The following is a 23273-nucleotide window of genomic DNA, read 5'->3' as shown; positions in this document are numbered from 1 at the left end:
AGTCATGATAATAGGGCCTTCTGATTAGAAGGCCCTATTATCAATGATTTTTATCCTCGTGACGACACTATCTAAGGCTTTTTGTGGGGATTTGAAAAAAAATGAGGGTGGTATCGCTTTCACAAAGAGATTTTCGCTCCCTCTGAAAGGCAGAGGGAGCGAAACAGCGTGGGTTATCAGGCGGCTGGGCGCGCGATAATGCTGCGGGTTTCCATACGTACTTCCGCGATAGTGACGTCAATAACGTCAGTCACTTTATAAGCGGTTTCGCCTTTAATCTGCACGGTGCCAGTTTCCTGGCTGCACACCAGTTCATCACGTACCGCGTGCAGGAACGGTGCCGGAATAAACGCTACGGCACCGTTATCCACCAGACGAACACGCATGCCACCGCGACTAATATCAATAATCTCGGCGCTAAAGCGGGTATCGGTACCGGCTTTGTCCTGCAGGTAGCGGGCATACAACCAGTCGCCGACATCGCGTTCGGCCATGCGGTTCAGACGGCGACGTTCAGCCATCTGTACGGTCGCTTCGGCCTGCGGACGTGCTGGCGTTTCACCTTTGATCACCGCTTTGAGCAGACGATGGTTGATCATATCGCCGTACTTACGAATCGGGGATGTCCAGGTGGCGTACGCTTCGAGACCCAGACCAAAGTGCGGACCTGGATCGACGCTGATTTCAGCAAAGGACTGGAAGCGGCGAATGCGGCTATCGAGGAAGCCCGACGGCTGTGCATCCAGCTCGCGACGCAATTTGCAGAAACCATCCAGCGTCAGCACTTCTTGCGCATCCACATGCATACCGTGGCCTTTCAGCAGGGTGGCAAGCTGTTCGCTGTTTGCCGGATCAAAGCCCATGTGCACGTTGTAGATACCAAAACCGAGTTTGTCGCGCAGCACGCGAGCGGCACAGATGTTGGCAGCTATCATTGATTCTTCAACAATCCGATTCGCGATACGGCGCGGTTCGGCAACGATATTCAGCACTTCGCCTTTTTCGCCAAGAATAAAGCGATAGTCCGGGCGGTCTTTGAATACCAGAGCATGGGTTTGACGCCACTGTGAACGCGCCTGGCACACACGGTGCAGCAGACGAATCTGTGCGGCGATGGCGTCGTTCTGAGGCTGCCAGCTTCCGGCGTTTTCCAGCCAGTCTGAGACCTCGTCATAGACCAGTTTGGCTTTCGATGTGATGGTCGCAGCGAAGAATTCGATATTGTCTTCGATAGCGCCTTCCGCATCTAAGGTCATGCGGCAGGCCAGTACCGGGCGAACTTCATTGGCGCGCAGTGAACACAGGTCATCAGACAGTTCACGCGGCAGCATCGGAATGTTGAAGCCCGGCAGATAGTTGGTGAACGCACGCACTTTGGCGATGTTATCCAGCTTACTGCCTTCTGCGATCCACGCGGTCGGATCGGCGATAGCGACCGTCAGTTGCAGTTTGCCTTCGGCGGTCTCTTCAACATACAACGCATCGTCCATATCTTCGGTGCTGGCACTGTCGATAGTGACAAAATCCAGCGCGGTCAGGTTGATACGCTCAAGACCTTCATCCAGAAGGGTAGTCGCCACGCCGTCTGGTGCTTCTTTTTCAAGGTTGTGGCGCGCCAGGGTGACCCACCATGGCACGAAGTGGTCGTCGCCAAAGGTGATGAACTGTGTCAGTTCGGCATAGAAGGTGCGGTCGCCCTTGAGCGGGTGACGGCGCATCTCGGCAACGGCCCAGTCGCCATCTTTGAAATCATGTGTCACGTTACGTTCGGCGCGGCAAGGGATAACGTCTTTAATCAGCGGATGGTCCGGAACGATAGAAAGACGGTCATCTTTCCTCTGAATCCGGCCAACAAAACGGCTCAGGAACGGCTCAACCAGCTCTTCAGGTTCAGCGGATTCGCGTTCCTTTTCGGTGTGGATCACGGCTACGATACGGTCACCGTGCATCACTTTTTTCATCTGCGGCGGCGGAATAAAGTAGCTTTTTTGCGCATCGACTTCGAGGAAACCAAAGCCTTTTTCCGTGGCTTTAACGACACCTTCCGCACGGGGTGTTTTGGAATGAAGTTGCTGTTTTAGCTGCGCGAGCAGCGGGTTGTCCTGAAACATAGTTTTGTATTTTCGTGGCTGAAAGAGCGGCTGACAGTTTTACGCGAATCTGCCTGTTGCAGCAAGCGCTCTTTCTGCAAAAAATCCGTCCCTGACTGAGCAAAAAGCCACACACTCGGTCAGGATGCTTATGGCAGGGTCAGGCAATATCGCCGAAGGCAATTTTCAGACGGTTTAACCAGCCGCATAACGCGCACCAGATGAGCAATCCGATGGCCGATGTTTCGCTAATTCCCTGATCTTTCAACTGGGCAAAATGCGCCGGGCTAAAACGATCGGGGGCGCAGGTCAGCATCTGGACCGCTTGTGCAATGGCACCTTCTTTCTCTCGAGTTTGTCCTAATCGTTTGAGTACCCGATCACCGTTACGAACGGCTTCGGCAAGATCATCATCGCCGTGCCAGCTCTGCCAGCTTTCGCTAAAACAGTTTACGCTGCCGTTAATACGCGCCGTGTAGAGGGTCACCAGGGGAGATATGTTGTCGTCCGCTAACGCAGAGTGCGCGCCTGTATAAATTTCACCCAGGGCATCCAGAGTCGGTGACTCATGCGCCAGCACGGGGGCGAGGAGGCGAAATGCAGACAATGGCTGCCAGGCGGCGAGGGACTCAAGTTGACGTGCGCTGGCAGTGCGTAAATCCACCGTCGCAATACCCGGCGTCCACTCGGTTTGCGTTTCCACAAAGCGGGTCTGTTCGGCCTCCTGTTGCATCTCCATGCCGGGGATCCAGCGTACGGGTTGCCCCTGCAGTGCCTGAAAAGTGGCAATGGCACGAGCCTGAAAACCAATAAAACCGATAACCTGGCCCATCAGGATAATGTCGTATTCCGTCAAACCCACTTCATCCAGTTGCTGACGGGCGCGGGCGTCGATAACAGCAGGCGAAAGGGCGAGCTGGCGGGCATATTGTGTGATTTGCGCCAGGCGTCGGTTACTCTCGCGGGAAGAATCAGGCCCGGGAAGGGGGGCAAGACGGGCAGCATAGTGATTACACAGACGCTGGACGCCATACACCTGGGCAACGGTTAAGGCGGTGCTAAGACGATCATAGGCACCGAATGTGTGCAGGCGGTTAACCGTCACTCGCTGGGGAAACAGTAATTTGTACAGCGCCCTTGCCGGTGTCAGCCAGCTTTCACATGCCTGAATTAACGCATCCGACAGCGTGAGGTTGAGGAGGAATGGATCGTCAACTGTTGCCGCTTCGGGAACTAAGGGTAGCGCCTGAGCCTGACGGGCGCTCGACTGGGTTTCATGATACCAGTGGCTTTTGCCGGAAACACGGCGTTGTTCCATGGTCGTTCCTTGGTCTAAAAGTGGCGATCCGGACACGTCGTTATGCTGGTACGCGGATCTTTTTCGCTGCTTTATCCTGGCGTATGCGGGGAGAGGGATGAAAGAATGTTAAGTGATAATAAATATCAGAAAGATATATATAACGTTAAAAGCACGGGCAGCAGGAAGGCAGTAATAGTGTAGGTAAAATTCGGGGGGATAAATAAGAGAAATGACAGGAAAACTCGCCCTCTACGGCAGAGGGCGAGGGGGATTATTTCAGTTCCAGCTCGTTCATTGCAGCGATGTTAAAACCACCGTCAACGTGCACCACTTCACCAGAAATACCGGCAGACAGGTCGGAACACAGGAAGGCCGCAGTGTTACCCACATCTTCAATGGTCACGGTGCGGCGAATCGGGGTCACCGCTTCGCAATGGGACAGCATTTTACGGAAATCTTTGATACCCGATGCCGCCAGGGTGCGGATTGGGCCCGCCGAGATGCCGTTTACGCGCACACCTTCCGGGCCCATCGCGTTTGCCATGTAGCGTACGTTGGCTTCCAGAGAGGCTTTCGCCAGGCCCATCACGTTATAGTTAGGGATAGCGCGTTCTGCACCCAGGTAGGACAGGGTCAGCAACGCTGAGCCCGGATTCAGCATTTTACGACAGGATTTCGCCAGTGCTACGAAGCTGTAGGAGCTGATGTCATGGGCGATTTTAAAGCCCTCGCGGGTCACGGCGTTAACGTAGTCACCGTCCAGTTGGTCGGCAGGCGCAAAGCCGATGGAATGAACGAATCCGTCGAATTTCGGCCAGATTTTAACCAGGTCGCTGAACAGGGTGTCGATGCTGGCATCTTCTGCAACATCGCAAGGCAGCACGATGCTGGAACCCAGTTGCGCGGCAAACTCTTCAACACGGCCTTTCAGTTTGTCGTTCTGATAGGTGAAGGCCAGTTCAGCACCTTCGCGGTGCATCGCTTGCGCAATGCCGTAGGCGATGGAAAGTTTGCTGGCAACACCTGTTACCAGAATGCGCTTACCGGTGAGAAAACCCATGGTTTTGGTCCTTGTCATCTCGGTTAAACGACCGACGATAAACACCGATCGTTGTTAAAACGCGGCGACTCTGGCATGACTCGCCGGATGAGTTAATCCGACCACTGAAAGGGACGTTCGCCTCAGCGATCCTGCCGCCAGGCATCGGCAGTCAATGCTTCACCAAAATGTCCGGCAATCAAACGCTTAGTCAGATCATGCAGCGGGGAGGACAGAACGCTGGCAGTGCTGCCGCGTTCCACGACTTCCCCCTGATGCATCACCAGCACCTGATCGCTAATGTGCTTCATCATGCCAATATGCTGGGTCACATAAATATAAGCGATACCCTGTTTTTCCTGTAATTCCAGCATCAGGTTAATAAGTTGCGAGCGCATCGACATATCCAGCGAGGCCAGCGCCTCGTCGGCGATTATCACCTTCGGGCGCAATATCAATGCACGGGCCAGGCCCAGACGCTGTTTTTGCCCTGGTGCGAACATGTACGGGTAGTAGCTGGCGTGATCCGGCAGCAGGCCGACCATGCGCAATGTTTCATAGATACGATTTTGCCGCGCCTCCGGTTCCAGGTCGGTGTTGAGCCGCAGCGGGAAATCGAGGATCTGCGAAATACGCTGACGCGGATTAAGCGAGGTCGACGGGTCCTGGAAAATCATGCGGATGCGCTGACTGCGAAACGAATAATCGCCGTAATTGAGTGGATGATCGTCAATCAATAACTCACCAGTGGAGGGTTCAATCATGCCCGCCAGCATTTTTGCCAGCGTTGACTTGCCGGAACCGTTCTCACCGATAATCGCCAGGGTTTGCTTCTCGCGCAGGGTAAAACTGAGTGGCTTCACCGCCTCTACGGTTTGCGGACGAAACCACCCAGTACGGTAGCGAAAGGTCTTGCTCAGGTTACGCACTTCTAGCAGTGTTTCGACCATCTCACTCTCTCTCCATATTCAGCGGGAAATGACAGGCATACAGATGGTTTTTCGCACCACTCAGACGCGGTCTTTCTACACATTTACGTTGGGCATACGGGCAGCGTGGCCCAAGGCGGCAGCCAATCGGCAGGTGTTCCAGTAGCGGAATGGCACCTGGCATAGTATTCAGGCGGCTCTTATGCGTCATCGCACTGCCAAAATCCGGGATCGCGCGAATCAACGCCTGGGTATAGGGATGGTGCGGTGTGGTCACCAGATCTTCACTTGGCGCGGTTTCCACCGTTTGTCCGCAGTACATAACGTTAATGCGGTCGGCCCAGTTGCTCAGCATCTGCAAATCGTGGCTGATCAACAAAATGGTGGTGTTGTTGTTCTGGTTCAGGCGGGTCAGCAGACGGAAAATTTGCGCCTGTGTCGTCGGTTCCATCGCGTTGGTCGGTTCATCGGCAATGAGCAGGCGAGGTTGGTTAGCCAGTGCGATGGCGATCATCACTTTCTGGCATTCCCCTTCGGTCAGTTCGTAGGGGAAACTGCGCATCGCATCTTTATGATCTTTGATGCCTACGCGGTGCAACAACTCGATGGCGCGCTGCTTGCGCCAGCCAAAGCGACGGAAGAAACCGCCTTTCCACGTCCAGCCAGGGATATTCTGCATCAGTTGTTTGCCAATGCGTTCGGAGGGATCGAGACAGGACTGCGGCTCCTGGAAAATCATCGACACGTTATGGCCAAGCAGGTTACGCCGCTCACGCGAGGAAAGGCGCATCAGATCGATATCGTCGAAACGCATACGATCGGCGGTGACGCGCCAGTTCTCTTTCGCCACGCCGCAAATGGCCTTGGCGATAAGGCTTTTACCAGAACCGGACTCACCCACCAGACCGCGTATTTCCCCTTCGGCCAGCGTCAGGCTCACCCGGTCGACGGCTTTGACCCAGTCGTCACCGGTCTTCACTTCAATGGTCAGATTGCGAATGTCCAGCAGTGGCATTATTCCACCCCCGCATTAATCGCGCGGCGAATACCATCGCCCAGCAGATTGACTAACAGAACGCTCAACATAATTGCAGCACCTGGCAGCATAACTGTCCAGGGGGCAACATAAATGAGTTCCAGCGCATCACCGAGCATGGCTCCCCATTCCGGAGAAGGAAGCTGCGCCCCTAAATCAAGGAAGCCCAGAGCGGCGATATCCAGAATCGCCATCGACAGCGAGCGGGTAATCTCAGTGACCAGCCCGGAGGTCATGTTGGGCAACACGGCGAACCACAGAATATTCAGCGTTGATGCGCCGTCCAGACGGGCGGCAATAACGTACTCTTTTTCCAGTTCATCGTGCACCATGCTGTAAACCGACCGCACCATGCGCGGCAGGAGCGCCAGCCAGACGGCGAACATGGCGTGGGAAAGGTGCGGCCCGGCGAAGGCCACGACAATAATGGCCAACAACAGTGACGGAATAGAGAGCAGAGTATCCAGAATATGATTCAGCACCGCGGAGCGCAGGCCGTGCGTTGCTCCGGCGAATACCCCCAGCGCCAGCCCAAAAAGTGTAGCGCCGAATGTCACCAGAAAAGCACCGCCCACGGTTGGCGCCGCGCCGCTTAACAAACGACTTAACACATCGCGGCCCAAATCGTCGGTGCCGAGGAAGAAAGAGACCTCGCCATAGCGCGACCATGATGGTGGCAAGAGCTGATAGCCCAAAAACTGCTGATCGATGCCATAGGGGGCGAACCAACCACCGAATACGCACAGCACCACCAGCGCCGCACAGCCGTACAGGCCAATCATCGCCGTGGTGTCGCCGTAGAATTTTCGCCATGCGGTGAGTCGCGTACTGGGCGGACGCTTTTCTCTGTAGACGCTATCGTAAGGCATGCGATTCCTTATGTTTCAATGGGTTAGCCAGTGCACCCAGGATATCAGAAAGCACGTTCACGATGATAACCAGCGAGCCTATCACCATCACCCCGGCAGAGATTGCCGCATAATCTTGTTGGCGGATGGCGTTGATGACCCAGCGCCCCAGCCCTGGCCAGCTGAACACCATCTCGGTGATCATCGCCAGCGTCAACATGGTCGAAAACTGCAGGCTCAGGCGTGGGATAACCGGTGGCAGGGCATTGTGCAGCACATGGCGGCGCAAGATGGTCAGGCGTGAAATACCGCGCGTTGCTGCTGCCTTAACGTAGTTTTTGTCGAACACTTCGATGGTGCTGATACGCATCAGCCGGATGACTTCGGTCGTGGGTGCCATCGCCAGCGTCAGCACCGGCAGCACCATATGGCGAATGGCGCTGATGATCATTTCGTCACGCCATGGGGAATCAGACAACCAGGCATCAATAATAGAAAAACCAGTGACTGTCTTTACTTCGTACAAGAGGTCGAAACGGCCAGAAACTGGTAGCCAGCCCACGGTCAGGGAAAAGAAGAGCGTTAACAGTAGCGCAAGCCAGAACACCGGAATGGAGAAACCGAGCAGGGCGATGGCGCTGATCAGTTTGTCCTGCCATTTATTGCGCATAATGCCCGCCATCATGCCCACGGGAATACCCACCAGCAGGGCAAAACTGAAGGCGAAAATGCACAGTTCCATGGTGGCCGGGAACACTTCTTTAAGCTGCTCAGAAATCAACTGGCCGTTGATACTCGACACACCAAAATCCCAGTGCAGCAGCCCGTTAAACCAGAAAACCCAGGCGTTCCACAGCGACGCGCCCTGCAACGGCGCGTGAGGCGTGAAATAACTCAGGCTAAAGCCGATAAACGTCAACAGAAACAGCGTCACCAGCAGAAGCAGCAGGCGGCGTAAGGTAAAAATGATCATGGTTTTTTCACCTCTTCTTTTTCCCGCGTCACCCCGGCGAACGAGGCGCTGCCAAATGGGCTCAGCACCAGCCCTTTAATATCATAGCGGTAAGCCTGCAGACGTAGCGACGAGGCGAGCGGCAGAACCGGAAGTTCCTGCGCCAGGATTTTCTGTGCCTCATCATACGCATCAATGCGTTGGGACAGTTGCTGTGATGCCAGCGCTTTTTGCAGCACGCTGTCAAAATCGCGATTACACCAGTGCGCGAAATTGGTCTGAGAATCGATAGCTGCGCAGCTCAGTAAGGGGCGGAAGAAGCTGTCCGGGTCATTACTGTCGGTTGCCCAGCCGGAAAGGATAAGGTCATGGTTCATATCCATCAGGCGCGCTTCCTGGAAGCGGCCTTCAACGGGAACGATGACGATCTTAACGCCAATCTGCGCCATATCAGCCTGAATCAGCTCGGCCGTTTTGAGCGGGCTGGGGTTCCAGGCCTGTGAGGTGGTCGGCACCCACAAATGCAGCGTCAGGTTTTCCAGCCCAAGCTCTTTCAGGCGTGCCCGTGCTTTTTCCGGATCGTATGCCGTGACTTTCGCTTCACTGTCATAAGCCCAGGAGGCGCGCGGCAGAATCGACGCGGCGGTTTCAGCCGTGCCATAATAGATGGACTGCATCAGGCGCTGGTTATTGATGGATAATGCCAGCGCGTGGCGAACTTCCGGGTTGTTGAGCGGCGCTTTGTCGGTATTAAACGCCAGATAGGCGATGTTCATGCCCGGACGCAGCGTCAGGCGCAGGCGCGGGTCGTCGCGCAAAATCGTTAACTGGCTTGCCGCAGGCCAGGCCAGCACATCGCACTCACCGGTCAGCAATTTAGATAAGCGCCCGGTACCGCCGGAGCCCAAATCCACTACCACCTGTGGCATCAGTGGCGTTCCGCGCCAGAAGTGTGCGTGACGTTGTAACCTGACATATTGCCCGGCGCGGTATTCCGCTAACTGGAACGGACCTGTGCCGACGGGCTGGCGGTCAAGCAGTTCCTGATGGTCTGATTTAGCCAGAATTGCCGCGTATTCGGCGGACATCACAGACGCGTAATGGGTGGCCAGGTGCCACAGGAAAGAGGCGTCCGGCTGACGCAGGCGAAATTCCACCGTGTGGGTATCGAGCTTGCGGACGCTTTGCACGGAATCGGCAAATTGCAGGCTGTCGAAATACGGGAAGCTGGCACCGTTAACGTTATGCCAGGGATTATCGCGATCAAAAATGCGCTGGAAGGTAAAAACAACGTCGTCGGCGTTGAAATTACGTTTGGGTTTGAACCATTCGGTGGTCTGAAACGCGACGCCATCACGCAGGTGGAAGCGATAAGTCGCGCCGTTATCCAGTACTTCCCAGCTTTCCGCCAGTTCGGGTACCAGGCGGTAGGTATAGGGGTCCACGTCCAGCAGGCGATCGTAAAGCTGCGCCGCCAGCGTATCCACAGTCAGGCCGCTGCCCGCTTTCTGTGGGTTAAATGTGCTTACCTGTCCGTTAACGCAATAAACGAAACCGCTATCGCGAATATCAGCAGGCGCCGTCTGCGGTGAAGCAGATTGCGCAATACCGGCCCACAGGCTCGCGGCGATCAGCAGGAAAGGGGGAAGCAGACGCATGTTTTTTTCAACGATTTTAGATTCATGAGCAAAGTGTATCGCACTTGCCATAGCTTCGTACAAATGTCTGATGACGACTGCTGTTATTGTCAGCGATTTCAGCTGATCTGGTGTTTTTTCAACAGTGCGCGCAGCTGGTGATAGGTCAGTCCCAGCAGTTCAGCGGCCCGTTTCTGGTTAAATTTCGACTGCTGCAAACTGTTTAACAGCAATTCGTGTTCCTGATTATGCTGAAACTGGCGTAGGTCGACAGGCAGTGTGGGTAACCCGTCTGATTCAGGGAAAACCGCCTCGACGGTGGGAGTCTCATTATTGAAAGGATCGATAATGATTTCATCCAGCGGCGTTTCGCTGGTGCCGTGGCGATATACAGAACGTTCGACCACGTTTTTCAGCTCACGAATATTCCCCGGCCAGCTGTAGCGCATCAGTGTTTCCCGCGCGTGGTCGGTAAAGCCTGAGAACAGCGGCATGTTCAATTCTCGGCACATCTGGATGGCAAAATGATCGGCCATCAGCATGATGTCGCTCTGACGCTGGCGTAGCGAAGGAAGCTGCACCACATCAAACGCCAGACGATCCAACAGGTCGGCGCGGAAGGTGCCTTTGTAAACCATCTCCGGCAGGTTGGCATTGGTGGCGCATACCAGGCGTACGTTAACCTGCAGAGGCTGGCTGCCACCGACGCGCTCCAGTTCACCGTATTCAATCACGCGCAGCAGTTTTTCCTGCACCAGCATGGGGGCGGTGGCCAGCTCATCGAGAAACAGCGTGCCACCGTCGGCGCGTTCAAAACGTCCGGGATGGCGTTTTTGCGCCCCGGTAAAGGCCCCCGCTTCATGGCCAAACAGTTCGGTATCGAGCAGATTTTCGTTAAGCGCGGCGCAGTTCAGGGAGATAAACGGCCCTTGCCAGCGGCTCGACAGGTAGTGCAGACGATTGGCGATTAATTCTTTCCCTGTGCCGCGTTCGCCGATGATAAGCACCGGTTTATCGAGCGGAGCCAGACGCGAAACCTGTTCCAGCACTTCAATGAAGCTGTTGGATTCGCCCAGCAGATTGTCTCTTTGTTCAGCCATGATGAATTTCGCCACTTGTTAGCGTTATTCACCACTGTAGACTAAAAAACCGCAGCGGTAAAATTTAGCATTTTGTTAAAAATCAATTTGTTAAAAAATTGGCACGAAGATTGTAATACCTGAGAGCAGGGCAAGGCCCGATTACAGAAATCAAGAGGAACAGATTATGGGTATTTTTTCTCGTTTTGCCGACATCGTGAACGCCAACATCAACTCGCTGCTGGAGCGCGCAGAAGATCCGCAAAAGCTTGTGCGTCTGATGATTCAGGAAATGGAAGACACGCTGGTCGAAGTGCGTTCAACCTCAGCCCGTGCGCTGGCGGAGAAAAAACAGCTCGTCCGTCGCGTTGAACAGGCGACCGCGCAACAGGTTGAATGGCAGGAAAAAGCCGAGCTGGCACTGCGTAAAGATAAAGACGATCTTGCCCGCGCGGCGTTGATCGAAAAACAAAAAGTAACGGCGCTGATTGAAACGCTGGAGCAGGAAGTGGTGCAGGTGGATGAAACCCTCGCCCGGATGAAAAAAGAGATCGGCGAGCTGGAAAGCAAGCTTAGCGAAACGCGTGCGCGCCAGCAGGCACTCTCTTTACGCCATCAGGCCGCGAGTTCGTCCCGCGATGTGCGTCGCCAGCTTGATAGCGGCAAGATTGATGAGGCGATGGCCCGTTTTGAATCTTTCGAACGCCGCATTGACCAGATGGAAGCCGAAGCGGAGAGCCACGGTTTCGGTAAACACAAAACGCTGGATCAGCAGTTCTCCGAACTGAAAGCGGATGACGAAATCAGCGAACAACTGGCGCAGCTGAAAGCAAAAATGAAACAGGATAATCAATAACATTTTTGCAAGACATTGCAGGCGGCATCGGGAGATGTCGCCCCATTATCACCTGTAAGGAGTACACATGAGCGCGCTTTTTCTGGCTATTCCCCTGACGTTATTCGTGCTGTTTATTTTGCCGGTCTGGATATGGCTGCACTACAACAACCGCTCTTCACGCGGCGAACTCGCGCAAAGTGAGCAGCAACGGCTGGTGCAACTGAGCGACGAAGCCCGGCGGATGCGTGAACGTATTCAGGCGCTGGAAGATATTCTCGATGCAGAGCATCCGAACTGGAGAGATCGCTGATGGCAGGTTTAAACAGCAATAAAAAATTATGGCGTATCCCGCAGCAAGGGATGGTGAAAGGGGTGTGTGCCGGGGTGGCACACTATCTGGATGTGCCGGTGAAACTCATTCGTTTGATCACTGTGCTGGCCATGTTGTTCGGGCTGTTTTTCCCGGTTGTGGTGGTCTATATCGTCATGACCTTTTTCCTGGATCCGATGCCAGAGAGCGCGGTTGACGCTGAAAACACGCCAACCAGCAGCCAGCTTCTGGATGCCGTAGACGCGGAACTGGAAGCTGGTGAACGCCGTCTGCGCCAGATGGAACGTTATGTCACTTCCGACACGTTCTCACTGCGCAGCCGTTTTCGACAGCTTTAATGAAGAGGTATAAGGAAATGGCAACCTGGCAACAAACAACGCTGAAAGTCAAACCGGGGATGAAAATCGCCGGGAAAGTGGTCCTGCTGGCCGCGCTGCGCTTTGGCCCGGCGGGTGTGGCAGGCTGGGCGGTGAAATCGGTGGCACGACGCCCGGTAAAACTGCTGTTGGCCTTCGCGCTTGAACCGTTGCTCAATCGCCTGGCGAGCAAATTCTCGAAGCGTTTTATGCAGTAATCCGCGCGGAAAATGCGATAACGGCGGTACAACGGCAAAATGGCTGCGCGTATAGTTGGCGAAGGACTCAACAACACCAAAGGAAGGACAGATGCTAAAAGAAACGGTTATCGCTGCTGCGCTCGCTGCCAGCACGCCGGCGTTTGCTGCAGAACACTGGATTGATGTGCGGATACCGGAACAATTCCAGCGCGAGCATGTTCAGGGGGCGCTAAACATCCCGCTCAGCGATATTCAGGCCGAAACCTTTTCGCCACTGGCAAAAGAGGACACCCTTTACCTGTACTGCAATTCCGGGCGTCATGCGACGCTGGCACAGGATGCGTTGCAAAAATTGGGTTACCAGCATGTCGTCAATATGGGCGGCATTGCCGGTCTGAACAAACCCGTGGTGACCGCCGAATAACACCTTCCTGCGGCGGGGCCATTCGCCTCGCCACCGTTGATATCTGCCGAAGTACACCTCATCTCATATATTCTATGAATAAATTTTCAGATTTCATGGCGGCACGGAATGACGATTGAACGATGGAAAAATGAACTGAATGCGCTGGTCAATCGCGGGATGGATCGCCATCTGCGCATCGCCGTGACCGGGCTTAGCCGGAGCGGCAAGACGGCGTTTATCACCGCGATGGTTAATCAGTTGCTTAACATTCACGCAGGCGCGCGCCTGCCGTTGCTCAGCGCGGTGCGGGAAGAACGTCTGCTTGGCGTTAAGCGCGTGCCTCAGCGTGATTTTGGTATCCCACGTTTTACCTATGATGAAGGGCTGGCGCAGCTTTACGGCACGCTGCCGATATGGCCCACGCCGACACGCGGCGTGAGCGAGATTCGCCTGGCACTGCGTTTCCGTTCGCAGGACTCCCTGCTGCGCCATTTTAAAGAGACCTCCACGCTGTACCTGGAAATTGTCGACTATCCGGGGGAATGGCTGCTGGATTTACCGATGCTCGCCCAGGATTACCTGAGCTGGTCGCGGCAGATGCGCGGCCTGTTGCAGGGGCAACGCGGAGAATGGTCGCAGAAGTGGCAGGACTTGTGTGAAGGGCTGGATCCTTTAGCACCCGCCGATGAAAACCGCCTGGCGGACATTGCCGCCGCGTGGACCGATTATTTGCACCAGTGCAAACGGGAAGGGCTGCATTTTATTCAGCCGGGACGTTTTGTTCTGCCTGGTGATATGGCCGGTGCGCCTGCGCTGCAGTTTTTCCCATGGCCCAATGTGGACGACACGGGCGAAGCGAAACTGGCGCAGGCGGGTAAACACACCAATGCAGGTATGCTGCGTGAGCGGTTTAACTACTATTGCGAGCGCGTGGTGAAGGATTTTTATAAGAATTACTTCCTGCGTTTTGACCGCCAGATCGTGCTGGTAGACTGCCTGCAACCGCTCAATAGCGGGCCGCAGGCCTTTAGCGATATGCGTCTGGCGCTCACGCAACTGATGCAAAGTTTTCACTACGGCCAACGGACGCTGTTCCGCCGTCTGTTTTCGCCGGTTATCGACAAACTGCTGTTTGCCGCGACCAAAGCCGACCATGTCACCCTCGATCAGCACGCCAATATGGTGTCGTTGCTCCAGCAACTGATCCAGGATGCGTGGCAAAACGCCGCGTTTGAGGGCATCAGCATGGATTGTGTTGGCCTGGCATCCGTTCAGGCAACGCAAAGTGGGTTGATTGAGGTTAACGGCGAGAAGATCCCCGCCTTACGCGGTCATCGCCTGAGCGATGGTTCACCGCTGACATTCTACCCCGGCGAAGTCCCGGCGCGTTTGCCCGGGCAGGCATTCTGGGAAAAGCAGGGGTTTCAGTTTGAGTCCTTCCGTCCGCAGGTGCTGGACGTTGATAAGCCGTTGCCGCATATCCGTCTGGATGCCGCGCTGGAGTTTTTACTGGGAGATAAATTGCGATGAGCGAACCACTCAAACCGCGTATCGATTTTGCCGGGCCGCTGGAAGCGGAAACCGTCATGCAGGTCAAAGCCGCGCAGATATTCAGCGGCGATCAGGTGGAAAACTTTGCGCCGGTCAATCCCGACGAAATCCGTGACGAAGGCCCGGCAGAAGCCGCAGTAGAGGCTGCGCTGCGACCTAAACGTAGCCTGTGGCACAAAATGGTCCTCACCGGGATGGCGCTGTTTGGCGCAAGCGTGGTGGGACAGGGCGTGCAATGGGCGATGAATGCCTGGCAGACCCAGGACTGGGTGGCGATGGGCGGTTGCGCCGCCGGAGCATTGATTGTCGGTGCGGGCGTCGGATCCGTGGCGACGGAGTGGCGTCGGCTGTGGCGCTTGCGTCAGCGTGCGCAGGCGCGGGACGATGCGCGGGAACTGCTGCACAGTCACGGGACGGGAAAAGGGCGCGCATTTTGCGAAACCCTGGCGCGTCAGGCTGGGCTCGATCATGCACATCCGGCACTGCAACGCTGGTATGCCGCCATCCATGAAACGCAAAACGACCGGGAAGTGGTGTCACTGTATGCCCAAATTGTTCAGCCGGTGCTGGATAACCAGGCTCGGCGTGAAATCAGCCGCTCAGCGGCAGAATCTACCCTGATGATTGCCGTTAGTCCGCTGGCAGTGGTCGATATGGCGTTTATCGCCTGGCGCAACCTGCGTTTGATTAACCGCATTGCCACGCTGTATGGCATTGAGCTGGGATATTACAGCCGACTGCGGCTGTTCCGCCTGGTGCTGCTTAATATCGCCTTTGCCGGGGCCAGTGAAATTGTGCGCGAAGTGGGGATGGACTGGATGTCGCAAGATCTTGCGGCGCGTCTTTCTGCCCGCGCGGCACAAGGGATTGGCGCAGGCCTGTTGACTGCCCGCTTAGGTATCAAAGCCATGGAGCTGTGCCGTCCGCTGCCGTGGCTTGGTGATGACAAACCGCGCCTCGGGGATTTCCGCCGTCAGCTCATCGTTCAGCTCAAAGAGACAGTGCAAAAGGGTAAAGCACCGAAGAGTGATGGACTATAAATTGCGCGCTGCGCGTATAACTTTACGGCGTAGCGCCCAATTTTCCGCCATGCTGTCAATATTTCTTGACAGACATCTTCCTGCCGGACGGGAACTGACATATCATCCTGGCATTAGTTGATTATGTAGGGTGATATTTCCATGCGTCTTGAAGTCTTTTGTGAAGACCGGCTGGGTTTGACACGCGAACTGCTGGATTTACTGGTGTTACGCGGCATTGATTTACGCGGAATTGAGATAGACCCTGTCGGGCGCATCTACCTGAATTTTGCCGCTCTGGAGTTTAATACATTCAGCAGTCTGATGGCGGAGATTCGCCGCATCCCTGGCGTCACCGATGTGCGCACCGTATTGTGGATGCCTTCCGAGCGTGAACATCGTGCCTTAAGCGCGGTGCTGGAAGCGTTGCCGGAACCGGTTTTATCGCTGGATATGAAAGGTAAAATCGAGCTGGCAAACCCGGCCAGTTGCCAGCTGTTTGCGCTGGACCAGAGCAAATTGCGCAATCACAACGCGGTCCAGCTGATTTCTGGTTTTAACTTCACGCGCTGGCTGGAAAGCAACCCACATAACTCCCACAGCGAACATGTTGCTATTAGCGGACAAAACTTCCTGATGGAAATCACCCCGGTACATCTGGAAGGGGAAACCGGCGAACCGGTTCTGACCGGCGCGGTGGTCATGCTGCGTTCCACCGTCCGCATGGGTCGTCAGCTTCAAAATCTCTCGCAACAGGATCTGGGTGCATTCAGTCAGATTGTTGCCGTCAGTCCGAAGATGCGTCAGGTGATGGAGCAGGCGCGTAAGCTGGCCACGCTGACCGCACCGCTGCTGATCACCGGTGACACGGGCACGGGCAAAGATCTGCTGGCGCGCGCTTGTCATATGGCCAGCCCGCGTGCGGCGAAACCCTATCTGGCGCTGAACTGCGCATCGATTCCGGAAGATGCCGTCGAAAGCGAGCTGTTCGGCCACGCCCCGGAAGGGAAAAAGGGCTTCTTTGAGCAAGCCAACGGCGGCTCGGTATTGCTGGATGAAATCGGTGAAATGTCGGCGCGGATGCAGGTCAAACTGCTGCGTTTTCTCAACGACGGAACATTCCGCCGTGTCGGTGAAGACCACGAGGTGCACGTTGATGTGCGGGTGATCTGTGCCACCCAACGTAACCTGGTGGATTTGGTGCAAAAGTGTTTGTTCCGTGAAGACCTTTATTATCGCCTGAATGTACTGACGCTGAACCTGCCGCCGCTGCGCGAGCGTCCGCAAGACATCATGCCGCTGACCGAACTCTTCGTTGCGCGCTTTGCCGATGAGCAAGGCGTTCCCCGCCCCAAACTCTCGGCCGATGTGGGTAATGTCCTGACGCGTTACGGCTGGCCGGGTAACGTCCGTCAGCTGAAGAACGCCGTTTATCGTGCGCTTACCCAACTGGAAGGTTATGAGCTGCGCTCACAGGATATCCTGCTGCCGGACTTTGATGCGGCCACCATGCCGGTGGGTGAAGATGCGATGGAAGGGTCGCTGGATGAGATCACCAGCCGCTTTGAACGTTCGGTGCTGACGCAGCTTTATCGCAATTTCCCCAGCACGCGTAAGCTGGCTAAACGCCTTGGCGTCTCGCATACGGCGATCGCGAATAAATTGCGGGAATATGGATTGAGTCAGAAGAAGGGCGACGAGTAATGCGGATTGCCCGGCAAACAGTGCGTTGCCGGGCAGACTTTCTTAGCCTTTCAGCACTTCCAGCGCGGAAGTATAGTCAGGCTCGTTGGTGATTTCATTCACCAGCTGGCTGAAAATGATGTTGTCGTTTTCGTCAATCACCACCACAGCACGCGCCGCCAGGCCTTTCAGTGCGCCTTCAGAAATGCCCACACCGTAGTTTTCCAGAAACTCTGCGTTACGCAGAGTGGACAGGGTGATCACATTGCTCAGACCTTCTGCGCCGCAGAAGCGAGACTGGGCGAACGGCAGGTCAGCAGAAATGCACAGCACGACGGTGTCGTTTACGCCTGTTGCCAGTTCGTTAAATTTACGCACAGATGCGGCGCAAACACCGGTATCAATGCTCGGGAAAATGTTCAGAACTTTGCGCTTACCTGCAAACTGGCTCAATGCAACGTCAGACAGATCTTTTGCTACGAGAGAGAATGGCGCGGCTTTGGAGCCGATCTGCGGAATCTTACCGGCAACGGAAACTGGATTACCCTGGAAATGGACAAGCTGTGACATAGATATCTTCCTGTTTACATATAGTTAACTTCGGCGCTAGTGTATTCTGAAAGCAAGGACCACGGCAAACCTAATTTCGCATCTATAATCGTGGAAAGGGCGGCAGAGGAGAAAGGGATGAGAAGCGTCAAGGTTTATGATGAAACCTGGCCGTTACACACGCCATTTGTGATCGCACGCGGTGCGCGTAGCGAGGCGCGGGTAGTGGTTGTTGAACTGGAAGATGACGGCGTGAAAGCCGTAGGAGAGTGCACGCCATACCCACGCTATGGCGAAAGCGAGGCCTCGGTTATCGCGCAGATCATGACTATCCTGCCGCAGCTGGAAAACCGGCTGACCCGTGAAGAACTCCAGACACTGCTGCCACCCGGCGCGGCGCGCAACGCTGTTGACTGCGCACTGTGGGATCTGGAGGCCCGGCGACAGGGTATGACGCTGGAACAGTATGTGGGCGTGACCTTGCCCGCCACTGTTACCACCGCGCAAACGGTGGTAATCGGAACACCCGAACAGATGGCCGCCAGTGCGTCGGCGCTGTGGGAAACCGGGGCGCGACTGCTCAAGGTGAAACTTGACGATCATTTGATCAGCGAAAGGCTGGTGGCGATCCGTGCTGCCGCGCCGGATGCCACGCTGATTGTCGATGCCAATGAAGCCTGGCAGAGCGAAGGGCTTGCCGCCCGCTGTCAGCTTCTGGCGGACCTCGGTGTGGCGATGCTGGAACAGCCGCTTCCGGCCGGTGACGATGCCGCGCTGGACAATTTTATCCATCCTCTGCCCATCTGCGCTGACGAAAGTTGCCACACGCAGCGGGATCTCGCGGGGCTGGTGGGGCGCTATGAAATGGTCAACATCAAGCTGGACAAAACCGGTGGGCTGACAGAAGCGCTGACCCTTGCCCGTGCGGCGCGCGAGCAAGGTTTTGGTCTGATGCTGGGCTGTATGATTTGCACCTCGCGGGCCATTGGCGCGGCGCTACCTCTGGCCGCTGAGGTCCGTTTTGCCGATCTCGACGGCCCCACCTGGCTTGCGGTGGATGTTGAACCGGCACTGCATTTCACCCCCGGTCAGCTTCATCTCGCCATATCATGACGCAGCAGCGCGGTCATCGCGCTGAGGTATTTCTCGCTGGCTTCATCGGCTGAAACCGGCGGGAATTCCAGCGTGATGCAGTGCAAATTCATATCCGCACACCAGCTGCCAAATGAGCCCGGCGTTTCATAACCGACGCTGGTGACCAGCGGTAGGCTAAACGCCTGCGCCAGCCACTGGCCAAACGCACTGTTACGCGGATCTTCCACGCACGCCAGCGGATCGTGAAACGATACCACCCAGGCCGGACGCAACTGATGAATCAGCTGGCACAATGCCTGTGTTTCCGGTTCAGAGCCGGGCGCATTCCCTGTCGACAACACCACATCACGCGCTTCGGCTGCGCTATTCCAGCGGTAAACCGTCTCGCCGGGCTTCCAGTTCGCGGCCGGGAAGTTGCGATTCAAATCCACACCGCTGGCATTGGCGCGCAGGCCAAGCTGACAACCATCCGGATTGACGGCCAGCACAACATGATGTCGGCGCAGCTCCGGTTTCAGCGTACGCAAGGCGCAGGAGAGCGCCACGATAGAGGAATTTTCATCACCGTGGGTTCCCGCAATGATAAGCCCGCTGGCGTGCGAGGCTTCAGTTGCCGGAAACCAAATGAGCGGAGCACCTAACAGAGAATGTCCGTAATGTTCGCTGCCGGAAGGAAAGGCACCTCGTTCCGGGCGTGGGCGTGAGGCAGGCATAGTCATCCTTTTTATGGTTGGCGTGTCGTAAGTGTTGGGCATCTTTCTCGCCCCGGCAAATTATTGCCGTATTCTGACAAAAAGGAATAGACGTCAACTTTCCGCCGACGAAGATTTGCATTCCCTCGTTCTAAAACAAATAATTACCCCATCTTTCGCTTAGCTTCAAAATATAAAAGGGGATCTCATGAAGCATCCTGTCTCGTTGCTCAGTTGTGCGCTTTTACTCTGTGGTTTTTCCTCATTGTCCTGGGCTGCGGATGTTCCCCAGGGCACGGTGCTGGCCCAGAAACAGGAGCTGGTGCGCCACATTAAAGACGAACCCGCGAGCCTTGATCCGGCGAAAGCGGTGGGGCTGCCGGAAATCCAGGTGATTCGCGATCTGTACGAAGGCCTGGTAAATCAGAATGAGAAGGGCGAAATCATTCCGGGGGTTGCCACGAAGTGGCAGACCAGCGATAACCGCGTCTGGACCTTCGCCCTGCGTAATGATGCGAAATGGTCCGATGGCACGCCCGTGACCGCACAAGATTTTGTTTATAGCTGGCAGCGTCTGGTCGACCCAAAAACAACGTCACCTTTTGCCTGGTTTGCCGCACTGGCGGGAATCACCAATGCGCAGGATATTATTGATGGTAAAGCGACACCGGATAAGCTTGGCGTGACGGCGGTTGACGCCCGCACTCTGCGCGTGCAACTCGATAAACCGCTGCCGTGGTTTGCCAATCTGGTGGCGAATTTCGCACTCTATCCGGTGCAGAAGACCAATGTGGAAAGCGGCGCCGACTGGACGCGTCCCGGCAATCTGGTGGGGAACGGCGCCTATGTGCTGGAAAACCGGGTGGTGAATGAGAAAATCGAGCTCAAACCCAATACCCATTACTGGGATAACAGCAAAACCGTCATTCAGAAGGTGACGTTTGTGCCAATCAACCAGGAAACGGCGGCGACCAATCGTTATCTTGCCGGTGATATTGATATCACTGAATCCTTCCCGAAAAACCAGTACCAGAAACTGCTAAAAGATATTCCGGGCCAGGTCTACACACCACCGCAATTGGGTACGTATTACTACGCTTTGAACACGCAGAAAGGCCCGACGGCCGATCCGCGCGTACGTCTGGCGCTGAGTATGACGGTCGACCGCCGCGTGGTGGCTGAAAAAGTGCTGGGGACCGGGGAAAAACCGGCCTGGCGCTTCACGCCGGATGTGACCGCAGGGTTTAAGCCTCAACCCTCTGCGATGGAAGAGATGAGCCAGGCGGAACTTAATGCGCAGGCAAAAACACTGCTGCAGGCGGCGGGTTACGGTCCGCAACGTCCGCTGGAGCTGACGCTGCTGTATAACACCTCTGAAACACATCAGAAAATCGCGATTGCGGTGGCATCGATGTGGAAAAAGAATCTGGGTATTGACGTCAAATTGCAGAACCAGGAGTGGAAAACTTACATTGATAGCCGCAATACCGGTAATTTCGATGTCATCCGCGCCTCCTGGGTGGGCGACTACAATGAGCCGTCTACCTTCTTATCGCTGCTGACTTCCACCCACAGTGGTAATATCGCGCGCTTCAAAGATCCGGCGTATGACAAAGTTATCAGCCAGGCCGCACAGGAAACGCAGGCGGCAGCCCGTAATGCGGATTACAACGCGGCAGAGAAAATCATTGCCGAAAAAGCGCCGATCATTCCTGTCTATCAGTACACCAATGGACGTCTGATTAAGCCGTGGCTGAAAGGTTATCCGATCACTAACCCGGAAGATGTGGCCTATACGCGCACGATGTATTTGATTAAACATTGATTCTCAGACTCTCCACTCATATAGCTGGCGCGGAAGTGCGCGCCAGCCCTGCATTTCTGTTCTTCCCGACGCTGAAGGATTAGTCTGAAAGCGCCTCAATATGTTCTTAAAAGTGTCAGTTCGCGGTTCGCTTGTCGGGCTGCTTGTTATAGTTAACGCATTCGAATGAAAGCGGAAACGTAGTATGACAATAAAAACATACCAGGCTTACGCAAAATTTCTAAAGGATGCGGTAGAGAATGAGCGTGAGGAATGTATCGTCGAGAAGCGGCTGGTGCTGACTGCGGCAGCGGCCATCGAAGAACTTGTCAATGTCGTCATGGAGCATGAATCAACACTGCTGAGTGGGAAGAACCCATCTGACGCGTAGTTATCGCGCGAAAACCGGGGGCCATGGAACGTTAGGGGAAAAAAAGCCCGCTTAAGTTAAGCGGGCAAAAATACTGGAAGCAATGTGAGCAATGTCGTACTGAATACCCGAGTGTTTTACTCAACTATTCAGTAATGAGAAAGATAATCCTTATCATTTAACCATTCAACCCCTTTTTTTGTGTGAGATGCAAATTTTGTTGTCCTTAAACAAAAACCATTCTCACTCTTTCGCTGACAATCTAAATGTTGTATTTATAATGCAACTTTTGGTGAGAGGGATGAAACATGAACGTAAGCGAACGAGCAGGGCATACTTTTTTAGCGAGTCTGGGCAAGACCCGTTTGCGTCCCGGCGGTGTGGAAGCGACAGAATGGCCGGTAATCCAGGCACAACTGAATGGTGACACAACGGTTCTGGAGGTGGCGTGCAATATGGCCACAACGTCGATCGAGCTGGCCCAGCGCTTTGGCTGTCGCATCTGCGCAATCGACATGGACAAGAACGCACTCGCCACGGCAACGCAGCGTGTACGTGAAGCGGGACTTAGCGAAAACATCCAGATTCTGGAAGCCAATGCCGGGAAATTGCCGTTTGCGGATGAGAGTTTTGATGTCGTGATAAACGAAGCCATGCTGACCATGTATGCAGACAAAGCGAAAGCCAAACTGGTGAGCGAATATTACCGGGTGCTGAAAAAAGGTGGCTGCCTGCTGACCCATGACATCATGCTAACCCGTGGTGACCTCGCGTCCGATTCACATGGGCAGTTGCAGGATGTGGTGAAGTCACACGTCAGCCCGATGAGCCAGCTTGCCTGGAAGCAACTGTTTCTCGACAGTGGGTTTAGCCGGGTAGATACCCACAGTGGCGCGATGTCGCTGATGTCGCCTGCCGGGCTTATCCGTGATGAAGGTTTGGGGCGGGCGATTAAAATTGTTTTCAACGGCATGCGTACCGCTGAAAATCGTAAACGTTTTACCGGCATGTTCCGCTATTTTCGAACCCATCGTAACCAGCTGAATTTTATTGCTTGTTGTTCGCGAAAATAAGTATGAAGCCGAACGTGAATACGATTTTGGTCAAAATTTGGTCGGAAAAATGTGTTATAGTGGTTATGTTTTAACCACACATGAGGATTATATGCAGACCGAATTAGACCCCACTCAACTGGCAATTGAATATCTCCGTCGCGACAAAAGCGGATTAACGCCTGCTGAATATCTTAAGAAATTAAAACAACTCAGGCTGGAATTCGCGGATTTGCTGACGCTCTCGCATAACGAGCTGAAAGAAGAGATCGATTTTGCCTGGCGGTTGGGCATCCACTAAACATCGTCCATTGTTGAAAAGCGCCCTCGCAAGGGCGCATTTTTTTGTGCACAGAAAACCCCCAGCTAGGCTGGGGGTTCCGGAAAGCTTTCAGCTTTAAGTCAGTTATCAAAACC

24 protein-coding genes are annotated in these 23273 nt (G+C 54.9%); 13 read left to right on the top strand and 11 right to left on the bottom strand.

The window, feature by feature from the left end:
• Positions 1 to 176: 176 nt before the first annotated feature.
• From ACSZPU_RS12360 to pspF, 9 genes are all read right to left on the bottom strand, one after another.
• Positions 177 to 2111, bottom strand: coding sequence for an exoribonuclease II (locus ACSZPU_RS12360; RefSeq protein ID WP_498999061.1), 1935 nt, complete (start codon positions 2109 to 2111; stop codon positions 177 to 179).
• A gap of 139 nt (positions 2112 to 2250) precedes the next feature.
• Positions 2251 to 3408 (bottom strand): carboxymuconolactone decarboxylase family protein, encoded by a 1158-nt coding sequence (locus ACSZPU_RS12355; RefSeq protein ID WP_498999058.1) that lies wholly within the window; start codon positions 3406 to 3408, stop codon positions 2251 to 2253.
• A 253-nt stretch (positions 3409 to 3661) separates the two neighbouring features.
• Positions 3662 to 4450 (bottom strand): enoyl-ACP reductase FabI, encoded by a 789-nt coding sequence (gene fabI, locus ACSZPU_RS12350; RefSeq protein ID WP_498999056.1) that lies wholly within the window; start codon positions 4448 to 4450, stop codon positions 3662 to 3664.
• 122 nt (positions 4451 to 4572) lie between these two features.
• The gene (gene sapF / locus ACSZPU_RS12345) at positions 4573 to 5379 is read right to left on the bottom strand and encodes a putrescine export ABC transporter ATP-binding protein SapF (protein ID WP_498999054.1); all 807 of its coding nucleotides are present in this window, start codon (positions 5377 to 5379) and stop codon (positions 4573 to 4575) included.
• A 1-nt stretch (position 5380) separates the two neighbouring features.
• The gene (sapD, locus tag ACSZPU_RS12340) at positions 5381 to 6373 is read right to left on the bottom strand and encodes a putrescine export ABC transporter ATP-binding protein SapD (RefSeq protein ID WP_498999052.1); all 993 of its coding nucleotides are present in this window, start codon (positions 6371 to 6373) and stop codon (positions 5381 to 5383) included.
• The gene (sapC, locus tag ACSZPU_RS12335) at positions 6373 to 7263 is read right to left on the bottom strand and encodes a putrescine export ABC transporter permease SapC (RefSeq protein WP_498999049.1); all 891 of its coding nucleotides are present in this window, start codon (positions 7261 to 7263) and stop codon (positions 6373 to 6375) included. The genes sapD and sapC overlap by 1 nt, the downstream gene beginning before the upstream one ends.
• Positions 7250 to 8215 carry a putrescine export ABC transporter permease SapB gene (gene sapB, locus ACSZPU_RS12330; RefSeq protein ID WP_498999047.1) on the bottom strand — a complete coding sequence of 322 codons (966 nt, stop codon included), beginning with the start codon at positions 8213 to 8215 and terminating at the stop codon, positions 7250 to 7252. Before sapB ends, sapC begins: the two co-directional genes overlap by 14 nt.
• The gene (gene sapA / locus ACSZPU_RS12325; protein WP_498999045.1) at positions 8212 to 9852 is read right to left on the bottom strand and encodes an ABC transporter substrate-binding protein SapA; all 1641 of its coding nucleotides are present in this window, start codon (positions 9850 to 9852) and stop codon (positions 8212 to 8214) included. Before sapA ends, sapB begins: the two co-directional genes overlap by 4 nt.
• Positions 9853 to 9950: 98 nt before the next feature.
• The gene (gene pspF / locus ACSZPU_RS12320) at positions 9951 to 10931 is read right to left on the bottom strand and encodes a phage shock protein operon transcriptional activator (RefSeq protein ID WP_498999043.1); all 981 of its coding nucleotides are present in this window, start codon (positions 10929 to 10931) and stop codon (positions 9951 to 9953) included.
• Positions 10932 to 11097: 166 nt separating this feature from the next.
• Between pspF and pspA the strand changes: the two genes are divergently transcribed.
• The 8 genes from pspA to tyrR all read left to right on the top strand — a co-directional run bounded on the left by pspA (position 11098) and on the right by tyrR (position 17315).
• Positions 11098 to 11766 carry a phage shock protein PspA gene (pspA, locus tag ACSZPU_RS12315; protein ID WP_498999041.1) on the top strand — a complete coding sequence of 223 codons (669 nt, stop codon included), beginning with the start codon at positions 11098 to 11100 and terminating at the stop codon, positions 11764 to 11766.
• Positions 11767 to 11833: 67 nt separating this feature from the next.
• Positions 11834 to 12058: an envelope stress response membrane protein PspB gene (gene pspB / locus ACSZPU_RS12310; RefSeq protein WP_498999039.1), complete on the top strand. Its 225-nt coding sequence runs from the start codon at positions 11834 to 11836 to the stop codon at positions 12056 to 12058.
• Positions 12058 to 12417, top strand: coding sequence for an envelope stress response membrane protein PspC (pspC, locus tag ACSZPU_RS12305; protein WP_498999037.1), 360 nt, complete (start codon positions 12058 to 12060; stop codon positions 12415 to 12417). The genes pspB and pspC overlap by 1 nt, the downstream gene beginning before the upstream one ends.
• 17 nt (positions 12418 to 12434) lie before the next feature.
• A complete protein-coding gene (gene pspD / locus ACSZPU_RS12300) occupies positions 12435 to 12653 on the top strand; it encodes a phage shock protein PspD (protein ID WP_498999035.1) in 219 nt (72 codons plus the stop codon).
• Between the two features lie 91 nt (positions 12654 to 12744).
• Positions 12745 to 13059 carry a thiosulfate sulfurtransferase PspE gene (gene pspE, locus ACSZPU_RS12295; protein WP_498999033.1) on the top strand — a complete coding sequence of 105 codons (315 nt, stop codon included), beginning with the start codon at positions 12745 to 12747 and terminating at the stop codon, positions 13057 to 13059.
• Positions 13060 to 13173: 114 nt separating this feature from the next.
• Complete coding sequence (locus ACSZPU_RS12290) at positions 13174 to 14571, top strand: YcjX family GTP-binding protein (RefSeq protein WP_498999062.1); 1398 nt, start codon at positions 13174 to 13176, stop codon at positions 14569 to 14571.
• Positions 14568 to 15632, top strand: coding sequence for a TIGR01620 family protein (locus ACSZPU_RS12285; protein WP_498999031.1), 1065 nt, complete (start codon positions 14568 to 14570; stop codon positions 15630 to 15632). Before ACSZPU_RS12290 ends, ACSZPU_RS12285 begins: the two co-directional genes overlap by 4 nt.
• A gap of 141 nt (positions 15633 to 15773) precedes the next feature.
• Positions 15774 to 17315 carry a transcriptional regulator TyrR gene (tyrR, locus tag ACSZPU_RS12280; RefSeq protein ID WP_498999028.1) on the top strand — a complete coding sequence of 514 codons (1542 nt, stop codon included), beginning with the start codon at positions 15774 to 15776 and terminating at the stop codon, positions 17313 to 17315.
• Positions 17316 to 17357: 42 nt separating this feature from the next.
• Here tyrR and tpx read toward each other — a convergent pair whose 3' ends face one another.
• Positions 17358 to 17864, bottom strand: coding sequence for a thiol peroxidase (tpx, locus tag ACSZPU_RS12275; RefSeq protein WP_498999026.1), 507 nt, complete (start codon positions 17862 to 17864; stop codon positions 17358 to 17360).
• Between the two features lie 117 nt (positions 17865 to 17981).
• On the opposite strand from tpx, the gene ycjG reads away from it, so the two are divergent.
• Positions 17982 to 18956 (top strand): L-Ala-D/L-Glu epimerase, encoded by a 975-nt coding sequence (gene ycjG, locus ACSZPU_RS12270; RefSeq protein WP_498999023.1) that lies wholly within the window; start codon positions 17982 to 17984, stop codon positions 18954 to 18956.
• Here the strand turns inward: ycjG and mpaA are convergent.
• Positions 18938 to 19651, bottom strand: coding sequence for a murein tripeptide amidase MpaA (mpaA, locus tag ACSZPU_RS12265; protein WP_498999021.1), 714 nt, complete (start codon positions 19649 to 19651; stop codon positions 18938 to 18940). The genes ycjG and mpaA overlap by 19 nt on opposite strands.
• A gap of 187 nt (positions 19652 to 19838) precedes the next feature.
• Here mpaA and ACSZPU_RS12260 point away from each other — a divergent pair, with 187 nt between their 5' ends.
• The 4 genes from ACSZPU_RS12260 to ACSZPU_RS12245 all read left to right on the top strand — a co-directional run bounded on the left by ACSZPU_RS12260 (position 19839) and on the right by ACSZPU_RS12245 (position 23157).
• Positions 19839 to 21455, top strand: a complete 1617-nt coding sequence (locus tag ACSZPU_RS12260; RefSeq protein ID WP_498999018.1) for an ABC transporter substrate-binding protein — start codon at positions 19839 to 19841, stop codon at positions 21453 to 21455.
• Positions 21456 to 21639: 184 nt separating this feature from the next.
• The gene (locus tag ACSZPU_RS12255) at positions 21640 to 21825 is read left to right on the top strand and encodes a hypothetical protein (protein WP_498999016.1); all 186 of its coding nucleotides are present in this window, start codon (positions 21640 to 21642) and stop codon (positions 21823 to 21825) included.
• Between the two features lie 287 nt (positions 21826 to 22112).
• Positions 22113 to 22877, top strand: a complete 765-nt coding sequence (locus ACSZPU_RS12250; protein WP_498999015.1) for a class I SAM-dependent methyltransferase — start codon at positions 22113 to 22115, stop codon at positions 22875 to 22877.
• 91 nt (positions 22878 to 22968) lie between these two features.
• The gene (locus tag ACSZPU_RS12245) at positions 22969 to 23157 is read left to right on the top strand and encodes a YdiH family protein (RefSeq protein ID WP_498999012.1); all 189 of its coding nucleotides are present in this window, start codon (positions 22969 to 22971) and stop codon (positions 23155 to 23157) included.
• Positions 23158 to 23273 lie beyond the last annotated feature (116 nt).

The organism is Phytobacter sp. V69, from assembly GCF_965644215.1.
In the GTDB taxonomy this organism is placed as follows: domain Bacteria; phylum Pseudomonadota; class Gammaproteobacteria; order Enterobacterales; family Enterobacteriaceae; genus Phytobacter.
Note: the sequence above shows the minus strand (reverse complement) of the source record. Positions and strands in the feature narration are given on the sequence as shown.

Excerpts from the sequence above, each read along its gene's own strand:
- sapF (WP_498999054.1), bottom strand. The coding sequence starts at position 5,379 with ATGGTCGAAACACTGCTAGAAGTGCGTAACCTGAGCAAGACCTTTCGC.
- pspC (WP_498999037.1), top strand. The coding sequence starts at position 12,058 with ATGGCAGGTTTAAACAGCAATAAAAAATTATGGCGTATCCCGCAGCAA.
- sapD (WP_498999052.1), bottom strand. The coding sequence starts at position 6,373 with ATGCCACTGCTGGACATTCGCAATCTGACCATTGAAGTGAAGACCGGT.
- ACSZPU_RS12285 (WP_498999031.1), top strand. The coding sequence starts at position 14,568 with ATGAGCGAACCACTCAAACCGCGTATCGATTTTGCCGGGCCGCTGGAA.
- ACSZPU_RS12260 (WP_498999018.1), top strand. The coding sequence starts at position 19,839 with ATGAAGCATCCTGTCTCGTTGCTCAGTTGTGCGCTTTTACTCTGTGGT.
- pspB (WP_498999039.1), top strand. The coding sequence starts at position 11,834 with ATGAGCGCGCTTTTTCTGGCTATTCCCCTGACGTTATTCGTGCTGTTT.
- tpx (WP_498999026.1), bottom strand. The coding sequence starts at position 17,864 with ATGTCACAGCTTGTCCATTTCCAGGGTAATCCAGTTTCCGTTGCCGGT.
- ycjG (WP_498999023.1), top strand. The coding sequence starts at position 17,982 with ATGAGAAGCGTCAAGGTTTATGATGAAACCTGGCCGTTACACACGCCA.
- mpaA (WP_498999021.1), bottom strand. The coding sequence starts at position 19,651 with ATGCCTGCCTCACGCCCACGCCCGGAACGAGGTGCCTTTCCTTCCGGC.
- ACSZPU_RS12355 (WP_498999058.1), bottom strand. The coding sequence starts at position 3,408 with ATGGAACAACGCCGTGTTTCCGGCAAAAGCCACTGGTATCATGAAACC.
- ACSZPU_RS12245 (WP_498999012.1), top strand. The coding sequence starts at position 22,969 with ATGCAGACCGAATTAGACCCCACTCAACTGGCAATTGAATATCTCCGT.
- pspF (WP_498999043.1), bottom strand. The coding sequence starts at position 10,931 with ATGGCTGAACAAAGAGACAATCTGCTGGGCGAATCCAACAGCTTCATT.
- pspA (WP_498999041.1), top strand. The coding sequence starts at position 11,098 with ATGGGTATTTTTTCTCGTTTTGCCGACATCGTGAACGCCAACATCAAC.
- sapA (WP_498999045.1), bottom strand. The coding sequence starts at position 9,852 with ATGCGTCTGCTTCCCCCTTTCCTGCTGATCGCCGCGAGCCTGTGGGCC.
- pspD (WP_498999035.1), top strand. The coding sequence starts at position 12,435 with ATGGCAACCTGGCAACAAACAACGCTGAAAGTCAAACCGGGGATGAAA.
- ACSZPU_RS12250 (WP_498999015.1), top strand. The coding sequence starts at position 22,113 with ATGAACGTAAGCGAACGAGCAGGGCATACTTTTTTAGCGAGTCTGGGC.
- fabI (WP_498999056.1), bottom strand. The coding sequence starts at position 4,450 with ATGGGTTTTCTCACCGGTAAGCGCATTCTGGTAACAGGTGTTGCCAGC.
- ACSZPU_RS12255 (WP_498999016.1), top strand. The coding sequence starts at position 21,640 with ATGACAATAAAAACATACCAGGCTTACGCAAAATTTCTAAAGGATGCG.
- ACSZPU_RS12360 (WP_498999061.1), bottom strand. The coding sequence starts at position 2,111 with ATGTTTCAGGACAACCCGCTGCTCGCGCAGCTAAAACAGCAACTTCAT.
- tyrR (WP_498999028.1), top strand. The coding sequence starts at position 15,774 with ATGCGTCTTGAAGTCTTTTGTGAAGACCGGCTGGGTTTGACACGCGAA.
- pspE (WP_498999033.1), top strand. The coding sequence starts at position 12,745 with ATGCTAAAAGAAACGGTTATCGCTGCTGCGCTCGCTGCCAGCACGCCG.
- sapC (WP_498999049.1), bottom strand. The coding sequence starts at position 7,263 with ATGCCTTACGATAGCGTCTACAGAGAAAAGCGTCCGCCCAGTACGCGA.
- sapB (WP_498999047.1), bottom strand. The coding sequence starts at position 8,215 with ATGATCATTTTTACCTTACGCCGCCTGCTGCTTCTGCTGGTGACGCTG.